At 69.1% G+C, this 26,022-nt stretch carries 18 protein-coding genes; 2 read left to right on the top strand and 16 right to left on the bottom strand.

Annotation, left to right across the window (positions count from 1 at the left end; genetic code table 11):
* Positions 1–218: 218 nt before the first annotated feature.
* On the top strand, positions 219–1,445 hold the full coding sequence (locus LQ757_RS01445; protein WP_231045426.1) for an ROK family transcriptional regulator: 1,227 nt from the start codon (positions 219–221) through the stop codon (positions 1,443–1,445).
* Between the two features lie 84 nt (positions 1,446–1,529).
* Here the strand turns inward: LQ757_RS01445 and LQ757_RS01440 are convergent, their stop codons facing one another.
* The 16 genes from LQ757_RS01440 to LQ757_RS01365 all read right to left on the bottom strand — a co-directional run bounded on the left by LQ757_RS01440 (position 1,530) and on the right by LQ757_RS01365 (position 25,217).
* Positions 1,530–2,531, bottom strand: a complete 1,002-nt coding sequence (locus tag LQ757_RS01440; RefSeq protein ID WP_231045425.1) for a sugar phosphate isomerase/epimerase family protein — start codon at positions 2,529–2,531, stop codon at positions 1,530–1,532.
* 34 nt (positions 2,532–2,565) lie between these two features.
* A complete protein-coding gene (locus LQ757_RS01435) occupies positions 2,566–3,435 on the bottom strand; it encodes a sugar phosphate isomerase/epimerase family protein (RefSeq protein ID WP_231045424.1) in 870 nt (289 codons plus the stop codon).
* Between the two features lie 132 nt (positions 3,436–3,567).
* Positions 3,568–4,773, bottom strand: a complete 1,206-nt coding sequence (locus tag LQ757_RS01430) for a substrate-binding domain-containing protein (protein ID WP_231045423.1) — start codon at positions 4,771–4,773, stop codon at positions 3,568–3,570.
* Positions 4,773–5,957 carry an ABC transporter permease gene (locus tag LQ757_RS01425; protein ID WP_231045422.1) on the bottom strand — a complete coding sequence of 395 codons (1,185 nt, stop codon included), beginning with the start codon at positions 5,955–5,957 and terminating at the stop codon, positions 4,773–4,775. The genes LQ757_RS01430 and LQ757_RS01425 overlap by 1 nt, the downstream gene beginning before the upstream one ends.
* Entirely contained in the window at positions 5,954–7,030 is a 1,077-nt protein-coding gene (locus LQ757_RS01420; RefSeq protein ID WP_231045421.1) for an ABC transporter permease, read from the bottom strand. The genes LQ757_RS01425 and LQ757_RS01420 overlap by 4 nt, the downstream gene beginning before the upstream one ends.
* Entirely contained in the window at positions 7,027–8,535 is a 1,509-nt protein-coding gene (locus LQ757_RS01415; RefSeq protein ID WP_231045420.1) for a sugar ABC transporter ATP-binding protein, read from the bottom strand. The genes LQ757_RS01420 and LQ757_RS01415 overlap by 4 nt, the downstream gene beginning before the upstream one ends.
* Positions 8,532–9,638 (bottom strand): Gfo/Idh/MocA family protein, encoded by a 1,107-nt coding sequence (locus LQ757_RS01410; RefSeq protein WP_231045419.1) that lies wholly within the window; start codon positions 9,636–9,638, stop codon positions 8,532–8,534. The genes LQ757_RS01415 and LQ757_RS01410 overlap by 4 nt, the downstream gene beginning before the upstream one ends.
* Before the next feature lie 267 nt (positions 9,639–9,905).
* Positions 9,906–16,007: a ThuA domain-containing protein gene (locus LQ757_RS01405; protein ID WP_231045418.1), complete on the bottom strand. Its 6,102-nt coding sequence runs from the start codon at positions 16,005–16,007 to the stop codon at positions 9,906–9,908.
* Between the two features lie 542 nt (positions 16,008–16,549).
* Positions 16,550–19,318, bottom strand: coding sequence for a PQQ-dependent sugar dehydrogenase (locus LQ757_RS01400; RefSeq protein WP_231045417.1), 2,769 nt, complete (start codon positions 19,316–19,318; stop codon positions 16,550–16,552).
* Positions 19,319–19,400: 82 nt separating this feature from the next.
* Positions 19,401–20,555, bottom strand: a complete 1,155-nt coding sequence (locus LQ757_RS01395; protein ID WP_231045416.1) for a sugar phosphate isomerase/epimerase family protein — start codon at positions 20,553–20,555, stop codon at positions 19,401–19,403.
* A 114-nt stretch (positions 20,556–20,669) separates the two neighbouring features.
* Positions 20,670–20,909 carry a twin-arginine translocase TatA/TatE family subunit gene (locus LQ757_RS01390; protein ID WP_231045415.1) on the bottom strand — a complete coding sequence of 80 codons (240 nt, stop codon included), beginning with the start codon at positions 20,907–20,909 and terminating at the stop codon, positions 20,670–20,672.
* A 192-nt stretch (positions 20,910–21,101) separates the two neighbouring features.
* Positions 21,102–21,500: a Fur family transcriptional regulator gene (locus LQ757_RS01385; protein WP_231045414.1), complete on the bottom strand. Its 399-nt coding sequence runs from the start codon at positions 21,498–21,500 to the stop codon at positions 21,102–21,104.
* Entirely contained in the window at positions 21,497–22,339 is an 843-nt protein-coding gene (locus LQ757_RS01380; protein ID WP_231045413.1) for a metal ABC transporter permease, read from the bottom strand. The genes LQ757_RS01385 and LQ757_RS01380 overlap by 4 nt, the downstream gene beginning before the upstream one ends.
* Positions 22,339–23,295, bottom strand: coding sequence for a metal ABC transporter permease (locus LQ757_RS01375; RefSeq protein ID WP_231045412.1), 957 nt, complete (start codon positions 23,293–23,295; stop codon positions 22,339–22,341). Before LQ757_RS01375 ends, LQ757_RS01380 begins: the two co-directional genes overlap by 1 nt.
* Positions 23,296–23,341: 46 nt before the next feature.
* Positions 23,342–24,121 (bottom strand): metal ABC transporter ATP-binding protein, encoded by a 780-nt coding sequence (locus tag LQ757_RS01370; RefSeq protein ID WP_231045411.1) that lies wholly within the window; start codon positions 24,119–24,121, stop codon positions 23,342–23,344.
* Between the two features lie 4 nt (positions 24,122–24,125).
* Positions 24,126–25,217, bottom strand: a complete 1,092-nt coding sequence (locus LQ757_RS01365) for a metal ABC transporter substrate-binding protein (protein ID WP_231045410.1) — start codon at positions 25,215–25,217, stop codon at positions 24,126–24,128.
* 187 nt (positions 25,218–25,404) lie between these two features.
* On the opposite strand from LQ757_RS01365, the gene LQ757_RS01360 reads away from it, so the two are divergent.
* Positions 25,405–25,890 (top strand): GNAT family N-acetyltransferase, encoded by a 486-nt coding sequence (locus LQ757_RS01360; RefSeq protein WP_231045409.1) that lies wholly within the window; start codon positions 25,405–25,407, stop codon positions 25,888–25,890.
* Positions 25,891–26,022 lie beyond the last annotated feature (132 nt).

Below are 26,022 nucleotides of genomic sequence, written 5' to 3'. Positions count from 1 at the left end.
GTTCCCGATCCGGCTTCCACCGAGATCACGCTGTAAGGACGAACCCTTGCGCCCCACTTATGCCGAAGATAGCGTGACTTTCATTGCAAGGCGCGACGGAACAGGCGATCCATGGGAAAGCATGGATCGCTCTGCTATCCATCACGGCCACCGAATCGAGTTCGCTCAAACGGCCGAAGCGCGCACCCTTTGACCAGAAGGCATGGAATAATAAGACTATGACCGACATAAGTCGCGAGGGGGGCGACGGGCACGTCACCGCCCTCGGATCCTCAGTAGCGAGCGACCTCTTCCAGATCCTCCGCGACGGCCGCCCACGCACTCGCACGGAACTCTCGACGATGACCGGCCTCGCCCGTTCGACCGTCGCACTTCGCATCGATGCGCTCATGAAGCTCGGCCTCGTCGGCCCCGTCGGCGACGCGGTCTCGACCGGCGGTCGCCCCTCGAGCCAGTTCGCCATCGCGGCGAGCGGCCGGGTCGTCCTCGGCGTCGATGTCGGCGCGTCGCATGTGCGCATCGCGGTGAGCGATCTCACGGGTCGCCTGCAGGCCGAGAGCAACGAGCCCATCCAGGTCGCCGAAGGCCCCGAGGCCGTGCTCAGCTGGGTGTCGAGCGCCGGTCACGATCTGCTCGCCCAGCTCGGTCGCTCACCGAGCGACGTGCTCGCGATCGGCATCGGCCTGCCCGGTCCCGTCGAGTACAGCACCGGCCGCCCCATCAACCCTCCGATCATGCCCGGCTGGGACCGCTTCGACGTGCCCGGCTGGTTCCACGACAGCTGGGACGTGCCGGTGCTCGTCGACAACGACGTCAACATCATGGCCCTCGGCGAGCGCGAGCTCTCGTGGCCCGAGGTCGATCACCTCATGTTCGTCAAAGTCGCCACCGGCATCGGCTCCGGCGTCATCTCGGGCGGCATCCTGCAGCGCGGCGCGCAGGGCACCGCGGGCGACATCGGCCACGTCTACGTGGCGCGCGGCGCCGACGTCCCGTGCAAGTGCGGCAACCGCGGCTGCCTCGAGGCGCTCGCCTCAGGGCCCGCACTCGCCCGTGCCCTCAGTGAGATGGGACTCAGCGCCGAGACCGGCCAAGACGTCGTCGAGCTCGTCAAGCGCGGCAACATCGACGCGATCCAGGCCGTGCGCCAGGCCGGCCGCGACATCGGCGAGGTGCTGAACACCTGCGTGAGCCTCATCAACCCGTCGGTCATCGTCATCGGCGGCTCGGCAGCGCAGGTGGGCGAGCACCTCATCGCGGGCGTGCGCGAGATCGTCTACACGCGCTCCATGCCGCTCGCCACCGAGCACCTGCAGATCACCCAGTCGAAGGCCGGGGCCGACGCCGCTGTGCTCGGCGCCTGCATGCTCGCGATCCACCACGCCCTTTCGCCCGCGAACATCGAGGAGATGGTCATCGGCGCACCGGGCATGGCGAAGGTCTAGCACCGGCCGGTACCAGGCAGAAATACGGATGCCGCGGGGGAACACACACCCCGCGGCATCCGTCGTTCTCAGGCGGCGACGACGCTATTTCGTACTGAACGCCGCGTCGAAGGCCGCGTCGGGCGCGTCGAACGCGAGGCGGCGCACGAACTCGAGGGCCTCGGGCGCGCCCATGAGGCGGTCCATGCCGGCGTCCTCCCACTCGATCGAGATCGGGCCCTGGTAGTCGATCGTGTTGAGCATGCGGAACGCGTCCTCCCAGGGCACGTCGCCGTGGCCCGTCGAGATGAAGTCCCATCCGCGGCGCGGGTCGGCCCACGCGAGGTGCGAGCCGAGGCGGCCGTTGCGGCCGTTCGCCATGCGCTTCCTCGTGTCCTTGCAGTCGACGTGGTAGATGCGGTCGCGGAAGTCCCAGAGGAAGCTGACCGGGTCGAGGTCCTGCCAGACCATGTGGCTCGGGTCCCAGTTCAGGCCGAACGCCGGGCGGTGCCCGATCGCCTCGAGCGTGCGCACGGTGGTCCAGTAGTCGTAGGCGATCTCGGAGGGGTGCACTTCATGGGCGAAGCGCACGCCGACCTCGTCGAACACGTCGAGGATCGGGTTCCAGCGATCGGCGAAGTCCTGGTAGCCGGCGTCGATCATCTCCTGCGAGACGGGCGGGAACATCGCCACGTACTTCCAGATCGCCGAGCCGGTGAAGCCGACGACCGTGTCGACGCCGAGGCGGGCCGCGAGACGCGCGGTGTGCTTCATCTCTTCGGCGGCGCGCTGGCGAACGCCTTCAGGGTCGCCGTCGCCCCACACCTTCGCCGAGAGGATGTCGCGGTGGCGGGCGTCGATCGGGTCGTCGCAGACGGCCTGGCCCTTGAGGTGGTTCGAGATGGCGTAGACCTTGAGACCGTGCCGCTCGAGCAGCGCGAGCCGGTCGGCGATGTAGTCATCGTCGTCCCACCGCCACGGGTCGAGGTGGTCGCCCCAGCAGGCGATCTCGAGGCCGTCGTAGCCCCAGCCGGATGCGAGTCGGGCGACCTCCTCGAGCGGCAGGTCGGCCCATTGGCCGGTGAACAACGTGATCGGTCGGGTCACAGAATCCTCCTTGATGCGGTGCCGGGTCGGTCGGTCATCGTCCGTCCCTCTTATTCTGCAAAGCGTCGAGATAGCGGATGCTCCGCTGCGCGAGGTCGTCCTGCGAGTCGGCGAGCGGACGCCACACCGATGCGGCGACCGCGATCGTGGCGTTCTCGCCGGTGAAGCTCTCGAGGCCGAGCGGTCCGGCGTAGCCGGCGTCGTCGAGCGCGTCGAGGAAGCCCGGCCAGTCGATGTGGTCGTCGCCGACCGCGCCCCGATCGTTGCCGCACACCTGCACGTAGGCGATGTGCTCCCCCGCGGCGCGGATCGCCGCGCCGATGTCCTTCTCCTCGATGTTCAGGTGGTAGCTGTCGAGCGCGAGCCCGAGTCCGGGGCCGAGGAGCGGCCCCAGGGCATCGAGGGCCTGGTCGACCGTGTTCACGAGGCTCGTCTCGTAGCGGTTCAGCGGCTCGATCGCGAGACGGATGCCTCGCTCCTCCGCCTGCCGCACCACGGGCGCGAGACCCGCCCGCAGTTCGTCGTAGCGCGCGGCGCGCTCGGCATCGTCCATGCGCCAGGTGCGTCCGGTCGACGCGGTGAAGGGACCGGCCACGACGCGGGAGCCGAGGCGCTGCGCGACCTTCACGCAGTGCACGAGGTAGTTCTGCGTCGCGACGACCTCGGAGCCCGGTGCCGCCACCAGGTTGCAGCCGGGACCCATCGCCCCGATCACCACGGGAAGCAGACGATGCTCGGCGAGCACGTCGGCCGCGGCATCGGGTGACCAGTCCCCCTCCTGCTCGATCGGGAGTTCGATCGATCCGAAGCCCATGGCGGCCGCCTTCGCCGCGAGATCGGCCAATGAGTCGTCATCCAGCGGTGAGGTCCAGACCCAGGTGTTCACACCGATCGTGCGGCGCATGTTTTGCTCCTTGAATTGCTCCGTCGGTCGAGTAGGGAGCGAAGCGAGCGTATCGAGACCACGATCGAGCGTGTGGTCTCGATACGCGCTTCGCGCTACTCGACCGACGGGGTGTTGGTGATCAGCTGAGGCTTACGGCATCACGCGCTCTTCCCAGACCTGCGGGTAGCCGGGCAGGTCCTCGCCACCGAACTTCGCGTAGTGGCCGTCGGGCATGCCCTCGTTGAGCGCGAGGTACTCGTCGACCTCCTCCGCGGCGATCGGGGACTGGGGCAGCACCCACTCCTTCGGCACCTCTTCGCCGGCGAAGATCTTCTGCACCGCGAGGAGCGGCGTGCGCCACTGGAAGTTGGAGTACACCGGCGCGAGGCCCGTGAGCCCGGTCTCCTTCCACTTGCGGAGGAAGCTCATCTCGTCCTCACCCGTCATCACGGGGTAGTCGACGCCGGCGTCCTCGAACGCCTCGATGGCCGCGACGGCGCCGTCACCGGCATCCATCCACACGCCCTGCACGTCGCCCTTGGCGAGCTCGTCGGAGATGATCTTCTTGATCTCGGCGGGGTCGGCACCCGTGAAGTAGTCGACTGCCTCGATACCGGCCTCGTCGAACAGCTTCTCGGCGGCGGCCCAGCGCTGCTCGAGGACGTCGACGCCGGCCAGGATGCGGAGCGCCACGACCTTGTCGCCTTCCTCGAGCTCGCCGATGAGGAACTCGGCCGTGTCGATGCCCCACGCGAATCCACCGATCGGGTGGATGAACGTGACGGGGCAGTCGGTCTGCACGCCGCGGTCGAACACGATCACGGGCTTGCCCGTGTCGCACGCACGCTCGACGGCCGGCGTCATCGCCGCGGTGGAGTTCGGCGAGATGATGAAGACGTCGCAGTTGCCTTCGTTGATGAAGTAGTCGATGTCGGCGATCTGCGTGTCATCGGAATCCTGCGCGTCGCGCGTCTCCATCTCGGAGATCGCCCCGGCCTCCTGGAGCACCTTCAGCTGCTGGTTCATGGTGATCCAGCCGGTCTGGCGCCACGGGTTGGAGATCGAGGCGTTGGCGAAGCACGCCTTCTTCGCGCCCTCGCTGGCGAACGAGGACGTGTCCACCATCTCCGCGTTGATGTACTGGAGCCACGGCTGGTCCTCCGGGCCCTCGGGCACGACGTCGCGCTCGGCGTCCTGCTTGTCGAAGAGCGCCTGGTCGAACCACTCGACCGCCTCCTCAGTGGTCTCCGCCTCTGCGGACGGGGCGGCCACGTTCGGATCGGTCGTACAACCGGCGAGCGTCATCAGCGCGAGAGCGCCGACCATGGCCGATACCACAGTGAACTTGCGTCGCATCACGAACCTCCTTTGGTTTCGTTGTCAGCCCTCTGCGATGAGGGAATTGCTGCAGGACGAGCGGATGACGGGTCATCCGACTCCTTCGCTCCGGGTGCGGGCGAAGTCTGGTTCGCCGTCTCGGGCGAAGTCTGGGACGCATCGGGTGACGGATGCGAGGCGGGCGCCTCCAGCGCGTGGCCCTTCCGGCGTGCCCGGAAGGTCGTGGCCGCGTAGGCGACGGCGAGGATGATGATCACGCCCTGGACGGCGTCGCGCCAGGTCGACGGGATGCCGGCGAAGTTCAGCAGCGTGAACAGCGCCTCGAGCGCGAACGCTCCCGCCACCGCTGCGACAACCCAGCCGCGCCCGCCTCCGAGCACCACGCCGCCGAGCACGACCGCGGTGATCGCGATGAACTCGTATCCCCTGCCGACGCTGGGGTGGACGCCGGCATAGCCGACGAGCAGCACCCCGGCGACCGTGGCCGAGAGCGACGAGATGACGAACGTCGAGGTCTTCACCCACCAGGTGCGTGCTCCCGCGAAGCCGGTGGTCGTGGCGTTGTCGCCGAGGGCGATGATCGTGCGACCGAACGGCCGGCGCGAGAACCAGATCGCAAGCGCGAGGATGGCCGCGAGCACGACGACCGACCACGGCAGGATTTCGATGACCGGAAGGTCGCGGATGCCGCCCCTGCCGATCTCCCTGAAGTTGTCGGCGGGGTTGCCGGTGGCGGCGCCGCCGGTCCAGTAGAGCACCCCGCCCAGCAGGGCGAGCATCATGCCGAGGGTGACGATGAAGCTCGGCACCTTCAGGAAGGAGACGATCAGCCCGTTCACCAGTCCGATGAGCGCACCGAAGGCGAGCATCAGGAGCAGCACCGGGATCGACTTCGCGTCGTCCTCGCCGATGAGGTTGCCGGCGATGACCACCTGTGCGGTCACGACCGACCCCATCGACAGGTCGAACTCGCCGCCGACGATGACGAAGTACTGTCCGATCGCGACGATCGCGACCGGGGCCACCCGCTGGATGAACCGGATGAACTGGCCGGGTTCTGCGAACGACGGGTTGAGGATCGTGATCGCCACCAACAGCACCGCGAGCAGGAGGAACACGGCCCCACGCGGGCTGATCAGGTTGCGCCCCAGGGCGGCGATGCGCTCGCCGGTCGTGGGCGCGGCTTCCGTGACGGTGGTCATCGCTTCGCTCCTTCCTTCGTGATCGACGGCTTCTCGGCGGTGGGGGCGTCGGTGATCGCTGCGACCGATCCGCCCGGGCCGAAGCGGGGCCGACGACGATCGAGGTTGCGACTCGTGTAGATCGCGACGGCCGCCACGATGACGACGCCTCGCACCACGTCCTTGAGGAACGGGTTCACCTGCATGACGCTCATCACGCTGTCCATGACGGCGAAGATCGCGACGCCGCCGATCGTGCCCCAGATCGAGCCGCGGCCACCCATGAGCAGGGTTCCACCGAGCACGACCGCGGCGATCGAGAGCAGGTCGTAGCCGCCCTGGGTGCCGACGGTCGGGCTCCCGACGCCGAGCCGGCTGGCGAGCAGCAGGCCCGCGAGCGCCGCCGCGATCGAGCAGAGCACGTGTGCGACGATGATCGGCCGGGCGGTGCGGATGCCCGACAGTCGGGCGACCTGCTCGCTGCCGCCGACGGCGAACATCTGATGTCCGATGCGCGTGCGCGAGAGGAACAGTGCGGCGAGGAGCGCCGTCGCGAGCATGAGGAGCGTCGACACCGGGATCGGGCCGAGCCCCGTGGCGCCGATCAGCTGGAACTCCCAAGGGACATTGCCGCTCGTGCCCTTGTAGGTCGAGTCGAGGTAGCCCTTGATGATGAGGCCGGTGCCCAGCGTGGCGATGAAGCCGTTGACCTTGAGCTTGGTGACGATCAGCCCGTTCGCGAGACCGATCACCGCCGCGACGGCGAGGGTGACGAGCACCGCGAACGGGATGTTCGCCGGGTTCCCCTGCATCAGATCGGCTGCGATCAGGCTCGAGAGGCTGATCACGTAGGGAACGGAGAGATCGAGCGACGCGCACAGGATCACGAGGGTCTGGCCGATCGCGACGAAGCCCAGCACGCTCATCCCGGTGAGGATGTCGCGGATGTTGCCCGGGCTGAAGAAGTTGCGACCGACGGTCGAGACGAGGATCGCGCCCACGACGATGACCACGACCAGGGCGACACCGACGATGAAGGTGGCGTCGAGCTGCCGGCGACGGCGACGCTGCTTCGCCGGGGCGATGGTGCTCATTCCGCACCTCCCACGAGGTCGATGGCCGAGACCGAGCCGGTCGCGGCGGTGAGGATGGTGGCCTCGTCGCTGCGCGCCGGCAGCTCCGCCGACGCGCGGCCGTCGTGCATCACGACGATGCGGTCGGACATGCCGATGACCTCGGGCAGTTCCGAGGAGATCATGAGGATCGCAACCCCTTCCTTCGCCAGACGGCGCATGAGCCGGTAGACGGCGACCTTTGCGCCGACATCGATGCCGCGCGTCGGCTCATCGAGCAGCACGACGCGCGGCGCAGTCGCCAGCCACTTCGCGAGGACGACCTTCTGCTGGTTGCCGCCGGAGAGGTACTGCACCTCCTGGTCGACACCGCGGAAGACCACCTCGAGGCTGGACAGCACGCCGGGCAGCTCCCGTCGCACGGTACGGGTGCGGCGGGCGAACACGGAACGGATCACGAGCAGCGCGTTGTCGAGGACCGACTGGTTGAGGGCGAGGCCCTGTGCCTTGCGGTCCTCGGTGATGAGCGCGAAGCCCTTCTGCACCGCGCGCCTCGCGCTCGTGATGGTGATCTCGGCGCCGTCGAGCAGTATCTGCCCGCGGGTGAACGGCGTGATGCCGAACACGCCCTCGACGAGCTCGGTACGGCCGGATCCCTGCAGGCCCGCGACACCGACGATCTCGCCGGCACGCAGCTCGAGATCGACGCCGTCGACGTAGGCGTTGCCGACGCCGCGGAGCACCAGGCGCGGTTCGCCGAGTTCGGTACCCGGCTCGGGGTCGGGGTAGTACGCCTCGATCGGCCGACCGACCATGCGGCGGACCAGCTCGTCGGTGTCGAGCTCGGAGGCCGGACCGGTCGAGACGAGCGCGCCGTCCTTCAGCACCGTGATGGAGTCGCAGAGGTCGAAGATCTCCTTGAGGCGGTGCGACACGTAGATGATCGCGACGCCGCGCTCCTGCAGCCGCCGGACGATCGCGTAGAGGAGCTCGACCTCGTGGTCGGCCAGCGCCGCCGTCGGCTCGTCCATCTGGATCACCCGGGCGTCGGTCGAGAGCGCCTTCACGATCTCCACGATCTGCTGCTCGGCCACGGATAGGCTACGCACCGGAGCATCCGCCTCGATCGAATCGATGCCGAGGTCGGCGAGCAGTTCGCGGGTCTTGCGCACCATCGCCTTGCGGTCGACGAATCCGCCGCGCTTGGGCTCGCGCCCGACGAAGACGTTCTCGGCGACCGTGCGCTCGGGAAGGAGGTTGAACTCCTGGAACACCGTCGCGAGACCCGCGCGAGCGGCCTGCACGGGGTGCTGGAAGTCCACCTCTTCGCCGGCCAGCCGGATCGTGCCGGCGTCGCGCTCGTACACTCCCGCGAGGATCTTCATGAACGTCGACTTGCCGGCGCCGTTCTCACCGATGAGGCCGTGCACCTCGCCGGGGTACAACGTCAGTCCGACGCCCCGGAGCACCTGGACGCCGAAGAAGGACTTCTCGAGCCCCTCGGCGATGAGGATCGGCTCGGTCATGCGGGCACCTCCACCCAGTCTCGTGATGCCGCCGAGGCGAGGACCGCCTCGGTCACCTGAACCGCCCGCAGCCCGTCGGCGAAGGTCGGCAGCCCGTCGGGCGCCTCTCCCCTGATCGCCGCGTAGCTGTCGGCGACGAACGCGTTGAAGGCGTCCTGATAGCCCATCGGATGTCCCGCCGGGACGCGCGACAGCCGGGCGGCATCGGGCGCCAGGGCGGCAGGATCGCGCTCGACGAGCTGCGATCCGCTCACGCGGCCGAGCCAGAGCCGGTCGGGCCGCTCCTGCTCGAACCGCACGGTCGCGTCGGCGCCCGAGAGCTCGATGACGAGCCCGTTCTTGTGCCCGGGCGCGACCTGCGACACCAGCAGGGTGCCGACCGCCCCGCTCGCCAGTTCGACGACGACGGCCGCGAGGTCTTCGGTCGAGATGTCGGCGTGCTTCACGCGGTTCGCGTGAACGGTGCGGGCTGCGGCGCTCAGCCGGACGATGCGGTCGCCCGAGGTGAACTCCACCAGGTCGACGAGGTGGGAGCCGATGTCGGCGAAGGCTCGAGATGGGCCGCCCAGGGCGGTGTCGACGCGCCAGTCGTCGTCGGTCGCGTTCGCGAGCCAGTCCTGGAGGTATTCGCCCTGCACGGTCGCGAGTGCGCCGAGCTCGCCGGATGCGACGCGGGCCCGAGCCTCGCGTGCCATCGGGTGGAACCGGTAGACGAAGGGGACGGATGCGACGAGGCCGCGCTCGGCGGCGAGCGCCGTGAGCTCGGCGGCATCGGCGGAACCGGTCGCGAGCGGCTTCTCGCAGATGACGTGCTTGCCGGCCTCGAGCACGGCGCGGGCGAGGGGGGCGTGGGTGGCGTTGGGCGTGCACACGTGGACCACGTCGATCGAGGGATCGGTGAGGAGCGCGTCGACCGAGTCGAACGAGCCGGCGAGGCCGAGCCGTGCTGCGGCATCGGCCGCACGCTTCGCGGAGGAGGACGCAGCACCCACCAACTCGGCCCCGGCGGCGCGGGCGGCGCGGGAGTGCACTGCGGCCATGAAGCCGCCGCCGATGAATGCCGCCCGCAGTGTTCGGGTCAGTACGCTGACGTCCGTTGTCATGTCGGTAATAGTGGCACACATCCGGCGACTTTTGCTAGTCCTTCGATGAAAGTTGATGGTAACGACTTCGTCTTGTCGTTCGGCGGTCCGAGAAAGCCTATTGCTTTGCCCGATCCGTGGTCGAAGTCGCGGCCCGGCGGAACAGGGCAGGGGCGCGACCGGAGCCGCGCTTCCGCACCGTTTCGACGGCGCGGAGCAGAACTCGCGCACAGCACGCCGCGGCCCCGGCAGTCGAACTGCCGGGGCCGCGGGCATGCGGGTGATCGCCTACTTGCAGTTGACCTGCGCGAACGCCGCCTTCTGAGTGGCGTCGTAGTCGCGGCTGCCGTCCGAGTGGAAGGCCGTGACCGTCGCGGTGCCCTTCTTCACCTTCGCCGATCCGGTGTCGAACAGGTGGTAGACGGTCGCGCCGGGCGCGACCTTCTCGACCTCATGCGTGCCCCACGGGGTGTCGATCCGCATGTCGGCCCAGACATTACCCGCGTTGGTGGCGTAGACCGCGACCTGTGCGATCCTGTCGACGCACTGCGACGCCGCCGCGCTCGTGAGCTTCAGCTCGACGGGACCGGGATCCTCGCCGATCGTCACGGTCGCCGTCTGGTCGACTTCGACATGACCCGCCTTGTCGGTGGACCGGTAGTCCACCGTGTGGTCGCCGGCGCCGGTCACGAGGATCGGTTCGGCATACGCCGCCCACTCCCCGCCGTCGAGACGGTACTGCGTGCCTGCCACGCCCGACGTGTCGTCGACGGCGGCCAGGGTGACGCGGACGCCCCCCTCGACCTCCTCGACCGTGGCCGTTGTGGCGGCGGCGACCGTGTCGACGCTCACCGTGGCAGTGCCCTTCTCCTCGACGTTGCCGGCCTCATCGGTCGAGCGGTACGACACGGAGACCTCGCCCTGCCCGGACAGCTCGACCGGAGCATCGTAGGCCGTCCACGCGCCGTCGCCGATCGCGTACTCGGTCGAGGTCACGCCCGAACCGTCGCCGTCGGTCGCCGCGAGCGTGAACTTCGGCGCCGTGCGGTACCAGCCGTTCTCGCCGTCCGGCGCGTCGGGAGCCCACGTGAGGCTGGTCGTCGGTGCGGTGGTGTCGTCGACTTCCTGCTCGAGGTGGAAGGAGTCGAACTCGACGACGACGGGCTCCTCCTGCTGGGGGCCGATGGCCATCAGCCCGAGGCCGCGCAGCGGCTTGTCGAACGTGATCGCCGACGTGCCGATCGGGGTCCAGTTGACTCCGCCGTCACTCACCTCCGACGTGTACTGGTCGCCGGTCTTCGTGACCCGGATGTACCAGTACCCGCTCTCGCTGGAGTCGGGGATCTCGATGTTGCGGCTCCCGAAGCCCGTGCCGTTCGCCTCGCCGGCCATTTCGGCCTTCAGGTTGAGGGCCGTGCCCGGGTTGTTGGTGGCCACGACATCCGCCTTGACGTAGTTGTCGTCATCGGCCCACATCAGCAGGCCTGCGAGCTGCCAGCGGTGCTTCAGCGGCGCCTTGAACTTCGTCGTCGCCACCCAGTCTCCCTCGGGAGCCTTGGTGAGGATGAAGTTGCGCGGCGAGATGGGGTTGGCACCGTTGATGTCGCCCGGCTGGGTCGTGATCTTCAGGTGTCCGTCGGCGACCTTCGCGTTGTTCGAGTCGTAGCGCACGCTCTGGTCCCAGCGGCAGCCGTCGAGCGCGGTTCCGTCGAACTCGTCGTTCGGACCGACCAGTTCGCCCGGTGCGGGCTCGGGGCTGAAGCGGAACCAGTCCACCTGGGCCGTGACCGGGGTCGTGCCCAGGTCACCGGCCGCCATCACGCCGATGCGCGCGTTCTGCTTGAGCTGCAGCTGGCCGGTGAGTGCCGTCCACGTCTGGCCGTCGGCCGAGTACGCGCCCGTCAGCACAGTGCCGTTGCTCGTCAGCTTGAGGTGGATGGTCGACGGGAAGTCCGTGGCCAATGCCGGGGCAGCCGGGGTGGTCCGGGAGCCCGCGGTCTCGCTCTGGAACTCGATGAACCGTCCACCGCCCTGGCCCCGCACGAACGCGAGCTTGTTGTACTCGTTGTCGTTCTGGTGCACGACCAGTCCGGCCCACTGCCAGTGCGACGTGTGCGCGAGCGTGATCTTCGTGGTCGCCTCCCAGGCGCCGGCGGGCAGCGGCTTGCCCGCGAAGCTCACCGGGCCGGTCGCGGCCTCGTTGATGTCGCCCGTGGTCACCGGCAGGTTCAGCGTTCCACCCGACTGGGTGATCGGCTTCGCCGGGTCGGAGCGCAGCGCCCACGACGGAGCCAGCGCGGGTGCGTCGAACTCGTCGGAGAGCGGTCCGGTCGGGCAGGCCAGCGGCTGGAGGGGCTCGACCGGCTGAGGTCCGGCCGGGTCGGTGTCGATCGCGAAGTCCGCGAAGTCGACCGTTCCCTCGGTCGCCGAGTGCGACACCATGAACATGCCCACGTCCTGGGTTGCCGCAGCCCCGGCGAGCGTGACCGCTCCGCCGACCTGCGTCCACGACGTGCCGTTCTTCGAGAAGTACGCCGTGTAGCCCGACGCATCGCGCTTGAGCTTGACCCACGTGGGGTAGCTCGTCGTGCCGCCTGCCACGGAGGCGTTCAGCTGCCCGTTGCCGTCGGGGTCGGTGAGGAACTCGACCCCGCCGTTCGGGCGGATGCCGACCAGCGCGTAGCCCGGCGACGTACCCGGCAGGGTCACGTCGTTGCGGACGATGAGGCCCGCCTTGGCCGACCCGTTCGTGTTCTCCTGGGCGTCGATCTTCACGACCGCCTCCCAGTTGTCGTCGCCACCGGCCGGCGCGAAGAGCGTCGAGTACTCGTCGGTGCCCTGCCAGGTGTTGTCGCCGGCACCGTTGATGCGGAACTTCCCGTCGCCGATGCGCTCGAAGGTGCCTTCGGCGTTCGTGAACGGCACGAGGTCGCCGAACAGCTCGCCGACCTGAGCCAGGACGATGCGCGAGGTCTTCGACTTGTCACCCGTGTTGGTCGCGACCGCGGTGAGCTCGTACAGGCCCTCCTCGGGAGCGGTCCAGGTCGCCGAGTACGGGGCGGAGTCGTCCGCGCCGATCGACACGCCGTCGACGAAGAACTCGACCTTCGAGACCTCGCCCTGCGTGTCCGCGGCGTCCGCGGCGACGGTGACGTCCTGCCCGGGCTCGAGTTGGACGTCCTGCTGGGGTGCCGTGATCGCGACCGTGGGCGCCGCCACGGGCGAGGCTCCCCGGCCGATCGCCTCGAGGAAGTTGAGCTTGATCTCACCGCCGCGGAAGACGACGTAGAGGTCGAGCGTCTCGTTCGGGAAGGCGCTCACGTCGACGATGACATCGGTGAACCGCATCGAGCCCGTGGCCGGGACGTCCGCGGTGGCGAGCAGCTCGCCGTCGACGGCTCCCTTGCGAAGCTCGATGCTCGATCCCGCGGTGTTCGCCGACACCCGCAGCGCGAGGTCGTCGATCCGGTGGAAGTTCACCGGGTCGTAGTGCGCCCAGGCGCCGTCGCCGCCGGTGATCACGAGGTCGCCGGCGATGCCCTCGACATCACGGCTCGGTCCGGTCTTCATGCCCGCCGAGGCCGAGTCGAAGAACTCCGCCTGCTTGACCTTCGGATACAGGAGCGTCGTCTGCGACCCCGTGAGCGGGTTCGCGCCGCCGGCGCCGCCGCGGTCGGTGTACCGCGCGTCGATCGCGAAGAAGATGTCCTCGTCGGGTGCGTGTCCGCCGAGGCTCGTCGCGGTCGTTCCGGTGAAGCCGCTGAGCGGCGTCAGCGGGTGGGCGTGCTCGTCGTGTCCGAGTGCGGGCTGGATGATGAGGTCGTCACCGTTGATCGTGCCGTCCTCGGGATCCGTCACCTGGGCGGCCCAGGACACATCGTCGCCGAAGTCGAAGAACGCGCCGCTCGGCGGGAGCGAGATCGCGACGTCGGGCCGCGTGTTCCCCACGGTGATCGGCACCGTCGTGGTGCCGGTCTTGCCGTCGGGATCGGTGACCGTCAGCCGCGCGTCGAACACGCCCTCCGACGCGAACGTGTGGCTGGCCTGCGCGGTGGTCGCGTCGACCGTGCCGTCGCCGTCGAAGTCCCAGGCGTACGCGAGTGCCGCGTTCTCGGGGTCGAACGAGGCCGAACCGTCGAATGCCACCGTGAGCGGCGCCTGGCCGGAGTCCTTGTCGGACGTGGCCTTCGCCACCGGGGAGCGCGAGCCCGAGATGTAGTCGATGCGGTGCAGGCCCGAGTTCGGGTTGTCTCGCCCGAATCCACCGCCCCAGTCGAGCACGTAGAGCGAGCCGTCGGGACCGAACCGCGAATCGATCGGTGCGAGGAACTGCTCCTGGGGAAGGAACGCGTTGACCTTCTCCACCTGCGAGCCCGACGAGGCCGCGGGGTCCTTGAGCTGGATGGAGTACATCTTGTTGCGTGCCCACTCGTAGAAGAAGGGCTTGCCGTCGTACGAGGCCGGGAACTTCGTGTCGGACACGAGCGCCGGGTCGTAGTTGTACACCGGGCCGCCCATCGGAGCGAGACCGCCGCCCTGGGGGATGATTCCGGGGACCGACGAGCGCTTGTAGCCGTAGAACATGTCGGCACCACGAGCGGCCGGAAGCTCCGTGAGGCCCGTGTTGCGCGGTGAGTCGTTGATCGGGCTGGCGCAGTCGAAGAACTCTCCGACCGTCACCGGGTTCGTCGTGTAGTCGACATCGCGGAACGGCTCGTTGTCACCCATGCAGAGCGGCCAGCCGTAGTTGCCGGGGCTCGTGATGTAGTTCCACTCGGCGATGCCGGCGGGGCCGCGCGTCGCGGGTGCGTCGGTGCCGTTGTCAGGCGAGTAGTCGGCGAGGCTGATCGCACCGGTCTTCTGGTCGACCGAGAACCGGAACGGGTTGCGGAATCCCATCGCATAGATCTCGGGCAGCGTCTTGTTCGCGGCGTCGGCGGCCTCGTCGAAGAGGTTGCCCTCGGGAATCGTGTAGCCCGGGCCGTCTGCCTTCGGGGTGATGCGCAGCAGCTTGCCGCGCAGGTCGTTCGTGTTCGCCGAGGTCTCGCGCGCGTCGTGGAACGTGCCGGGCCGGGTCGACAGCGGCGCGTAGCCGCCTGAGGGCTCGGAGTGCGGGTTCACGTCGTCGCCGACGCCGAGGTACAGGTTGCCCTGGGCGTCGAAGTCCAGCCCACCGCCGGTGTGGCCAGGCTCATCGGGCAGGCGCCGTGCCGGCACCTCGATGATGAGCTCCTCGGTGGCGGGGTCGATGACGCCGTTCTCCATCGTGAACCGCGAGACGCGGCTGAAGAAGCTCGACGGGTCGGAGTTGTTCGGCGCGTCGGGCGAACGGTACAGGTAGAGTCGGCCGTTCTCGGTGAAGTCGGGGTCGAGGGCGATGCCGAGCAGGCCGTCCTCACCGCCCGAGTAGACGTCGAGCTCGAGCACGGTCGTGACGTCGTTCGTGGCGGGGTCCCACATGCGGACCTGCCCACGCACGAGTTCGGTGTAGAAGACCCGACCGTCGTCGGCGATGTCCATCGCGAACGGTGCCGACGTGTTCTGGTCGAGCGGCACCTTCTCGAAGCTGTCCCAGACCGTGCCGCCGCAGTCGCCTTGCTCGACGCCGGCTGCGTACTTCACGCCGCCCACGATGTGCTGCATGAACGCGGGCTCCTGGTAGTGCGAGCCGAAGTGCCCCATCGCCGTGGCCCACGCACGACCGCCGTCGTACGGCTTGCACCACGAGATCGGGTGGTCGTAGCCCATCTTGTTGCCGCCGGCGTCATACGTCGACTCGTCCATGGACGCGAGCACGTGCGCGGTGCCGCGCACGTTGTTGGAGAAGTTGTACCACTCGTCGGACCGCTCCCAGCGGCTCTCCTCGAAGTGCTCGGTCGACGGGTGCGTGTCGTCTTCGATCCGCACCGTGCCGCGCAGGCCGGGGTCGGTGCCGGTCGCGGCGTGCCCGGGCATCAGCGAGCCGACGAGCTGGTCCCACCAGGGGTAGTTGCCGCGCATGTCGGTCGCGTTGTGGATCGCGACGATGCCGCCGCCGGCCTGCTGGTACCGCTCGAGGGCTGCCTTCTGTTCGGCGTTCCACGGATCGCCCGACGCCTGGAACATGATCACGGCGTCGTACTTCGCGAGCTCGGTGTCGTTGAACAGCGTCGAGTCCTCGGTGTGCGTCGCCTCGATCCCCTCGGCGGCGAGCGCGGCCACGATCAGTGGCGTGCCCTTGTCGATCGCGTCCGTATGCCGGAATTGCGTCGTCTTCGTGAATATCAGGACGTGGGCGCCGGGGTGGGCCTGGGCCGGCACCGCCGCGAACGCGACGGATCCGATGACGAGCACTGCCGCGATCAACCCGGCGACGAGCCGGGCGGCGACGTTGTGCAAGGGGGTGAGCATGAGACCTCCATTGGTTCCAAGTGCCGGGCGCACGTTCGGAATACCTGGGCACGCGCGCGTACGGTCACGAATCTAGGGGTGCCGAACACCGATCGTCAAGCAAAAGTTGCCGCCGTTTCGACCGAATTATGTCGATTCCCGATCAAGTAATGTTCACCGCACGCAGAAATGGGAAAACCCCGCCGGAGCGGGATGCCTGCAACGGCGCGGATGTCGCGCCCTCGCGATTTCGCGTCGCCGTTCACCCCCGTGCTGGGGTGAACCGGAACACCGCCGTGAGGATTAGGATTCTCAGGCTGGCTATTCCTGGAAGAGGGGTGCCGCAGTGTTCTGGGTCGCGCGTTACGGGTGCGGCCCAGAACGCGTTTCTCGGCCTTCGACGGCTGCGAGCGCATCGGCCACGCGCTGCGCGTCGGAACAGGCCCGAAGCCCGCTCGCCCCGGACATGGGGGTCGTCGACCGTGCCGTGAGCGGCATCCGTCAGGCGAAGGTCCCCGGCTCGCTTCGCGAACCGGGGACCCGTCGGGGCGTCTGACGACGCGCTACTGGAGGTCGGCGATCACCGCCTCGATGGCCGTGACGACCAGCGCGCGGGCGTCGGTGTCGCGGATGACGCTGCCGGCGAGGTTCTTCGCGGACTCGAGGTCGGCGACGGCACCGGCCACGTCGTCGGCCGCGAGCTTCGCGATCGCACGGTCGAGGTTGACCTGCAGCGACGTGCGCGCGCCGTTGGTGATGTCACCGGACTCGACGAGCGCGTCGAGCAGTGCACGCACGTCGACCGCGCTCGTCGTGAAGGCGAGCTGGTCGAGGTCGACACCGCCCGTGGACGTCACGTAGAGGCGATCGGTGCCCTCAGGCGCGTCGACCAGTGCGGTCGCGGCGTTCTGCCACTCCGAGCCGGTGCTCGCGACGTCGATCGTGGCGAACGGTTCGGCGTCGACGCTGCCCCAGCGCAGGGCGAGGGTTCCGGCGCCGATGGCGCGAGCCTCGACACCCGTGATCCCGACGAGGTTGACCGGGTCGAAGGCGAGCCAATCACCCGGGTCGAACGACGTGACCTTGCGGAACGCGTGCGCGGTCTCGTCGTCGACGATGGTCGTCTCGCCGCCCTTCGCGTCGGCGTGCTCGGCCTGCAGCTCGCGCGGGTTGAGCAACGTCACGTCGTCACTCGTCAGCGCAGGAGCCGTCGCGCTGCCGCCGTCGGTGTACGAGGCGCCGATCTGGGCGTAGATGTTCTCGGTCTCGCCGTGGCCGGCCTCCTCCTGCATCTCGATCTCCGCGGTGCAGCCGGTGCCGGTGAACAGCGGGTGGGCGTGGGTGTTGTCGTGGCCCAGGGCGTAGCTCCAGTTCACACGCGAGCAGTCGATCTCGGTGTCCTCGGGATCGGTGACCTTCACCTCGAAGGCGACGGCGTCGCCCCAGTCGGCGAACGAGCCGTTCTCGGGAGCCACGATCTCGATCGTCGGTGCGGTGTTGCCCACCGTGATGACGACCGACGCGAGGCTGACGCGTCCACCGGAGTCGGTGACCCGCACACGAGCCGTGTACTGCCCGTCTTCGGTGAACGTGTGGCTCACCTCGGCCTCACCGTCGGTGAACGTGCCGCTCCCCTCGAGGTCCCACGCGTAGCTGAGCGCGAGGCCGTCGGGGTGGGTGCTCTCGGCGGCCGAGAAGTCGACCTCGAGCGGACCCTGGCCCGACGTCACCGACGCGTCGAGCTGGACGCGCGGGCCCTTGGTGCCCTCGACGTAGTCGACCCGGTACAGGCCGGCGTCGGGGTTCGGCCGGAAGAAGCCGTCGCCGTAGTCGAGCACGTAGAGCGAGCCGTCAGGACCGAACTCGAAGTCGATCACGTTGTCCCACGGGGGCATGCCCGCCGCGTTGAGGGCGGAGTTCGGCAGGAAGTCCTCGATCTTCGTGACCTCGCCGTCGGGGTCCTCCTGGCTGAAGGCGAAGAGGCGGTCGCGCGAGAACTCGGCGAGGAACGCCTTGCCGTCCCAGTACTCGGGGAACTTCGTCGTCGCCTCGTTCTCCTCGTCGTACCGGTAGGTGGGGCCGCCCATCGGCGCCTGGCCGCCGGCGCCGAGTTCGGGCCAGGGCTGGTGCGTGGGCTGGTCGCCGTACCAGATCTGCGGCGCGGTTGCCGCGGGCAGCTGGTCGAGGCCCGTGTTGTGGCGCGAGGTGTTGAGCGGACCGGCCGCGCAGTCGAACCAGGGCCCCTGCGTGAGGGTCTCGAAGTCCCAGTCGTTGTAGTTCGCGTTCGGGCCGTGGCAATACGGCCAGCCGCCGTTGATCGGCTTGGTCGTGCTCTGCCACTCGACGTACCCCATCGGGCCGCGCAGATCGCTCGCCGTACCCGCGTCGGGGCCGTAGTCGCCCCACGTGAGTGCACTCGTCTCGGGGTCGTAGTCGATGCGGAACGGGTTGCGGAGGCCCGTGACGTAGATCTCGGGGCGGGTCTTCGCGGTACCCGGGGCGAACAGGTTGCCGGCGGGAATCGTGTACGAGCCGTCGTCCTGCACGTCGATCCTCAGGATCTTGCCGCGGAGGTCGTTCGAGTTGCCCGCGCCGCGACGCGCATCGAGACCGGGGTTGTAGCCGACCCGGTCGTTGTTCGGCGCGTAGCCGTTGGCACCCGGCGTGCCTGCGGGCGTGTTGTCGCCCGTCGAGAGCAGCAGGTTGCCGTCGTTGTCCCAGGCGAGGTCACCCGCGACGTGGCAGCACTGGCCGCGCTGCACCTCGACCTTGATGATCACCTGTTCGCTCGCGAGGTCGAGGGAGTTCGTCTCGGCATCCCACTGGAAGCGGCTGAGCTGGTTGTAGCCCTTCCACTGGTTCCAGTACGACTCGTCGGCACCAGCCGGCAGGGTGTTCGGCGCCGAGCCGGTCGGCGTGGTCGCCGGGTACGGCGCCGTCATCGTTTTGGGCGCGTAGTAGAGGTAGACCCAGTTGTTCTCTTCGAAGCCGGGGTCGAGGGCGATCGTCTGCAGCCCGTCCTCGGAGTTCGCGTAGACGTCGATCGTGTTGACGACCGTCGTCGTGCCCTGGGCCGGATCGGTGAGGCGCACCTGGCCGCCACGGGTCGTGTGCAGCACGCGCGAGTCGGGCAGCACGGCGAGGTCGATCGGCTCGCCGACATCACGCGACAGGGTCACGCGCTCGTAGTTCGCCCACGTGGTGGCGCTGACCTCGTCGCCGTGATCGTGCCCTTCATGGGCAGAGGCGGCACCGGCGCTCAGGGTGAGCGAGGTGACCGCCAGGAGTCCGCTGAGCACGAGTGCGCCCAGGCGGAACCGGGGTGTTGACATGAGTGTCTCCTTGGAAGAGGGGTGTCATGAGATGAACGGATGCCCCGGGCCGGCGTTACGGGCACGGCCCGGGGCAGATGCACTAACCGCGCAGGGCGGCCATGTTGCTGTAGGAGGTCTGCGCGAACGCGAGGGACTGGCCGGGGTTGGCTGCGCCGCCCGGAGCCGAGTCCTGCTCCCACATGGGGTTGTGATAGCCCTTGGCCCCGATGCGCTGGAAGAACGTCGTGTAGTCGATGTCTCCAGTGCCGAACGGAACCATGTCGTAGCCGTTCGCCGTGTTCGGGTTGCTCTTGCCGTCCTTGGCGTGGAACAGCGGGAACCGGGTGGTCTGGGCTGCGACGACGGCGGCCGGGTCGAAGATGCTCTCGACCGAGCTGCCGTCGGGGGCGGTGAACACCTTGTGCTTGTACTGCGCGACGTGCGCCCAGTAGATGTCCATCTCGAGGTACACGTAGTTCGGATCGGTGTTCGCCAGGAAGTGCTCGAGACGCCGGATGCCACTCGACCGGGTCGGGCGACCCAGCGCGTCGAGCGGGCCGCTGTCGAGCAGGAAGCTGTACGCGGCGTCGTGATTGTGCGTGTACAGCTTCAGCCCGTGCCCTGCGGCGCGCTCACCCAGGATGTTCCATCGCTCGGCCGCCGCCTCCCAGTCGGCGACGTAGGCGCTGCCGGTGGGGTCGCCGCCCGTGCCGATGTGGCCGAACCCGAGGATGTTCGCGATCTCGCACTGCGCGTCGAACGCTGCGAGCGTCGCGTCGGTGATCGTCGACGGGATGGAGCCGTGGTTGCCCTCGGCCTCGAGTCCGTTGTCGTCGAGCCACGTACGCAGCAGGTGGGCGCCGGCGACGTTGTTGACGTTGCCGCCCTCGGCGTTCGCGTGCTGACCGTAGCCCGCGAACTCGATCTGCTTGTACCCGATGCGCGACAGCTCTTCGAAGACCGCGCGGAACCCGGATGCCAACGGGGTGGTGCCGGGGTCGCGCGAGATGGCGTCGCGGACGGTGTAGAGGATGATGCCCCGCTTGCCGGGCGGGATCAGCACTCCGTTGGCGCCGGGCGCGGTGCGCGCCGCGGCGGCCGTTGCGGCGTGGGCCGGGCCCGCGCCGAATGCGGCGGCACCGAGTGCGGCGGCTGCGGCCATGCCCGTCGTCGCCGCGAGCAGCTGGCGTCGGGTGAGGCCGAGGCTGCGCCCCAGCTGCGGATCGTCGCTGCGATCGATGAGATCGTCGTTCATGATGCTCCTTTGCACGTGAAGAGGGGTGTACACAGCTCGCAGTGGAATCACCTGCTCGCTTTTCGGAACTCTATGCATTTGAAACGAGTCGGTCAAGCAAAAGTTGGCGGACTCTCAGAGAGCTTTAGTCGATGCACCGTCATAAGTAGCGGCTGCCGGCTCAGCCACGTCCGGAACCGGCGACACCGTTGCCCCGGGCATCGCGACGCCCGGTTCCTCGCGGATCTCGGTCTTCAGGATGCGCATCGACTGTCCGAGCGACCGCGCCAGCTGCGGGATCTTGGGGGCGCCGAACAGCAGCAGGATGACGGCGATGACGATGACGGCGTGCCAGCCGTTGAGGTTCGCGAACATGATTCCTCCAGTCGAAGGCCTGTTCGGCACCGGCGGCGCCGCAGGCGAGGACAGACTAATCACAGATTCCGATGAAAGTCGATCGATGCACGCTGGAAATGGCCTCCGACCAGACCGCGGAGGCGGCGAATGCACGTCGGGCTGCGACTCCCCCGCTGCGACCCTCTGCGACTCCCCCGCTGCGAGCTTCTGCTACTCCCCCGCTGCGAGCCTCGTGCAGTTCTCGCACAGGCCGAAGACATCGACCACGTGCGCCGCCTGCGTGAAGCCGTGGCGCGCGGCGACGCGCTTCGCCCACGCCTCGACCTCGTCGGCCGCGATCTCGACCGTCAGCCCGCAGTTGCGGCAGATGAGGTGATGGTGGTGTCCGGTCGTGGTGCACGCGCGGTAGAGCGACTCGCCGTCGGGCGACTGCAGCGAGTCGGCCTCACCGCTCGTGGCGAGATCGCCGAGCGCCCGGTAGACGGTGGCGAGGCCGATCGGCGATCCGGTCGCGTGCAGCGTGGAGTGAAGTGCCTGCGCGCTGATGAACCCCTCGGTCGCGTCGAGCGCCTCGCGCACGGCCTCGCGTTGCCACGTGTTGCGTTTCATGCGATTCGTGCGTCCTCTGCGGTCTCGACGGGGATGTCGACTCTCTTCAACGGTAGCCCCCGCAGCTTGGAGATCCCCAAGGCGAGCAGGAAGAATCCGGTGGCGGCCAGCGCGATCGCGGGCCCCGCCGCGATCGCGAACGCCCGCGAAGCGAGCACGCCGAGCACTCCCGCAGCGGCACCGATCACCGGTGCCGCCAGCAGCACGCCGCGGAACGAGCCGACGACCAGTCGCGCCGCGGCGGCCGGTGCGGCGATGAGCGCGATGGCGAGGATCGCGCCGACCGCGGGCAACGAACTCACGACCGATGCGGCGGTGAGCACGAGCACGAGCAGTTCGATCGGCCACTCTCGATAGCCCGCGGCGCGGAAGCCGGCGGGATCGAACGTCGAGAAGGCGATCTCCTTGCCTGCGAGCGCGACCGCAGCGACGGCGATGAGCGCGACGCAGGCCGCCAGCACGATGTCGGCGTCGGTCACTGTGAGGATCGATCCGACGAGCAGCGACTCCGCCTGCACGGGCAGCCCGGGGATCATCGCCTGCAGCAGCGCACCGGCGGCGAACCCGCCCGTGAGCACGATGCCGGCGGCCACCTGCGCTCCCTGCCGGCGGATGCGTGCGATGCCGGCCATCACCGCGACGAGTGCGACGGATGCCACTGCCGCACCGACGGGCACGCTCGCGCCGAGCGCCGCGGCGACCACTGCGCCCGGGTAGGTGCCGTGCGTGAGCGCCTGGGCGAAGAACGTACGCCGACGCAGCACCACCAGGGCACCCACGAATCCCGCGCCGATGCCGATGACCACCGCGGCGAGGAGGGCCCGCTCGAAGTACCCCATCAGCGCCCCTCCCCCGCACCCTCTGCGGGTTGAGGAGCGAGCGGAGCGAGCGTCTCGAAACCCTCCGCCGGTCGAGTAGCGCCCGACGAAGGAGCACGCGTATCGAGACCCCCACGCCCGAGAAGGAACCGCCCCAGCAGCACCACCGCATACCCGAGCACGAACACGCCGACGATCGTCGCGCCGGCCGGCAGGTCGACACCCGCACCGACCGAGATCGCGAAGCCTGTCGCCAGGCCGAGCCACGAGCCGACGGCGGCGAAGAGTGCCGCGACCGGGAACAGCCACCAGAGACGCCGGGTGACGAGGCGCGCCACGGCGCCGGGCACGATGAGCAGGGCGAGCACGAGCAGCGTGCCGATCGTGCTCGCTGCGGCGACCACCACGAGGGCGATCGCCGCGTTCAGCACGAGGTCGAGCGCGAGGGCCGAGTTGCCGGCGGCCCGGCTTCCCGGTGCGTCGAACGCCCGGAAGAGCTGCTGCTTGAGCGTCAGGCCGGTCGCTGCGAGCGCGATGAGGCTCACCAGCACGAGCGGCAGCACCTCGTCGGGCGGGATCGTGAGCACGCGCCCGAACAGCAGCGCCTCGAGCGCCCCAGCGTAGTCGTCGCTCATCGATACGACGATGACGCCGATGCTGAACGTCGCGGTCAGCACGATGGCGATCGCGGCGTCGGCCGTGATGCCGGCCCGGTCGAGCCAGGTCAGTGCGAGCGCACCCGCGAGTGCCGCGATCGTCGCCCCGGGCACGAGTCCCGCCGTGCCGCCCATGACGAGTCCGATGGCAAGGCCGGGGAAGACGGCGTGCGTGAGACCGTCGCTGATGAACTCGAGGCCGCGCAGGTTCACGAGCACGCCGACGACTCCGGCGACGACCGCGAGCACGAGCATCACGAGCAGCGCCCGGCCCATGAACGGGATCGAGAAGGCGGCGAAGAGTGCGTCGGTCAGGGACATCCGCTCCCCCTCCCCCGCGCGATCGAGCAGTATGCCGGCAACGGCATCAACGCCCCTCGTGCCCGGGAACGACGACCGTGTGCTCGTCGATCTCGACCTCGACGCCCTCGAAGCACTCCTGGATGTTGCCGAGGGTGAACACCTCGTCGACCGGACCGCACGAGACTTGGGTGCGGTTCACGAGCACGACGGAGTCGCACACGAGCCGAGCGAGCTCGAGGTCGTGGGTCGAGACCAGCACCGCGACGCCGTCGCGCTTGAGTGAGCGGAGCGTGTCGACGAGTGCATCGCGGTTCGGCTGGTCGAGTCCGTTGAACGGCTCGTCGAGCAGCAGCAGTCGGGGCTCCGATGCGAGCGCGCGCGCGAGCAGTCCGCGCTGTCGCTGGCCGCCCGAGAGCTCGCCGAACGGGCGCGCGGCGAGCGAGTCGAGGCCGACCGTCTCGAGTGCGTGCCGAACGGCGGCACGGTCGACGCGGCCGGGCCATCGGAACAGCCCCAGCCCGCGGTAGCGCCCCTGCATGACGACTTGCTCGAGACTGATCGGGAAGTCGGGGTCGAGGTCGGCGGACTGCGGCAGGAACGAGACTATGCCGTGTCGGGCATGCGCTTGGGCGTCACCGGGAACGCCGCCGATCTCGATCGTGCCCGCGGTCCGCGGCACGAGACCGAGGATCCCCTTCAGCAGCGTCGACTTGCCCGCCCCGTTCGGTCCGATCAGTGCCACGGCCTCGCCCGGCGCGATGTCGAGGCGGAGCCCTTCGACACCCGCACCACCGGGATGGGTGAATGCGGCATCCACGAGGCGCAGCACGGGCGAGTCGGTCATGGCGTCATCCTTGCAGGGCGGCGGGGAGCGCGGAAGGCTCGACGCCCCACGACTCGAGGATCAGCCGGGCGTTGTGCACCTGGCTGCCGAGATAGGTCTCCCCCTCGGTGCCCGCCGGGCCGAGCGAGTCGCCGTAGAGCGCGTCATCGCCCGAGTACACGGTGGCGCCCGACTCGGCCGCGATCGTCTCGGCGGCCTTCGGCGAGATCGACGCCTCTGAGAACACGGCCCGCACGCCCGTGTCGCGGATCTTCGCGACGAGGTCGTCGATCTCGGCGGCGCTCGGCTCTGCGTTGTCGTCGAAGCTCGGGATGATGCTGCCGATGAACGTGACGTCGTACGCGTCGACGAAGTAGGTGAACGCGTCGTGGTTGGTCACGAGCAGGCGGTGCTCGACCGGCACCGTGGCCACGTTCTCGGTGACCCACTCGTCGAGCGCGTGGAGCTCTGCCGTGTAGTCGGACTCGTTCGCCTCGATCTCGTCGGCATCGACACCCGGCACCTCGGCGAGACCGTGGGCGATGTTCTCGACCATGCGCTCGGCGAGCGCCGGGTCGGTCCAGATGTGCGGGTTGCCGTCGCCGTGGTCGTGGCCCGCGTGGTCGTCGGTCGCCTCGGCTGCAGCGTCGGGGGCATGGGCGTCGCTCGCGTGGCCGTCGTGGCCGGCCTCGCCTGCCGCCTCGTCTCCGTGGTCGCCGGTGCCGTACAGCTCGATGCCCTCGCTCGCGTCGATGAGCACCCCGCTGAAGCCCGACGCCGCGATGGCGTCGTCGAGCCAGCTCTCGAGCCCGCCGCCGTTGACGACGAGCGCATCGGCACTCGCCAGGGCGAGCAGCTGCCCGGCCGACGGGTCGAACCCGTGCGCACCCTGCCCGGGCGAGAGCAACTGGGTGACGTCGGCCGATGAGCCCGCGAGCTCGCGCGTGAAGTCGCCGACCTGCGTCGTCGTCGCCACGATCGACGGCCCTTCTGACGAGTCGCCGGATGCCCCGGGGCTCGCGCAGCCCGCGAGCACCAGCACCCCCGCGGCGATGACGCCGCCTGCCGCGAGCAGGCGGGTCGATCGGGATGCGGTGTCTCGCGGTGGGCGGGTCATGCTTCGAACCTACGCTTATTGATAATGATTGTCAAAACCAGTAACGTCCTGCCGGGCGGGGAGCGCGCGACGATGGAGCACGCGTCTCGAGACCCCTCGAACAGGAACGCACGGCCGCTCGTGACATTCCCCGTCATCCTGTGGAGAACTCTGGCGAGTGTCGGACCGACGTGCGAGAGTGAAGTACGTGGATACGACGACGACTCCCCTCACGTTGCATCCGTTCACCCTCGACGACGCCGAGCGCATGCTGGCCGGCGAGGTCGACCCCCACGACGGGTGGGAGGGCGCGTACGCGTTCACCGACGAACCCGAACTGCTCTCGGAGTACGTGCGTGCGGTGCGAGAGAACGGCGACCCGGCCCCGTTCGGCCCCTACCTCGTGCGCCGCGGCGACGACGGCGCGGCCATCGGGGGAGTGAACCTGTTCGGCCCGCCCGACGTCGACGGCGTCGTCGAGTTCGTGTTCGGGCTCGTGCCCGCGGTGCGCGGCGAGGGCCTGTCGCAGCACACGGTCGCCGCGACGGTCGCGCTCGCGCGGTCGGCGGGCGCTCGCGTGGCCCGCGCCGAAGCCGAGATCTCGAACCTCCCCGCGCGCCGCGTGCTCGAGGGCGAGGGCTTCGCCGAAGCGTCCCGTACGCCCGACTCGATCACCTACGAGCTCCGCCTCTAGGGCTGCGCCGGTCGAGTAGCGACGAAGGCGATGGGTCGAGGAGGCGCGAAGCGCCGTCTCGAGACCAGCGTATCGAGCCCCGGAGCTCCGGGGCTCGCACCAGTTGCCCACCTGGTCTCGATACGGCGCTGG

The organism is Agromyces cavernae (genome assembly GCF_021044935.1).
Lineage (GTDB): Bacteria > Actinomycetota > Actinomycetes > Actinomycetales > Microbacteriaceae > Agromyces > Agromyces cavernae.
This window is presented reverse-complemented; position numbering and strand designations above follow the sequence as displayed.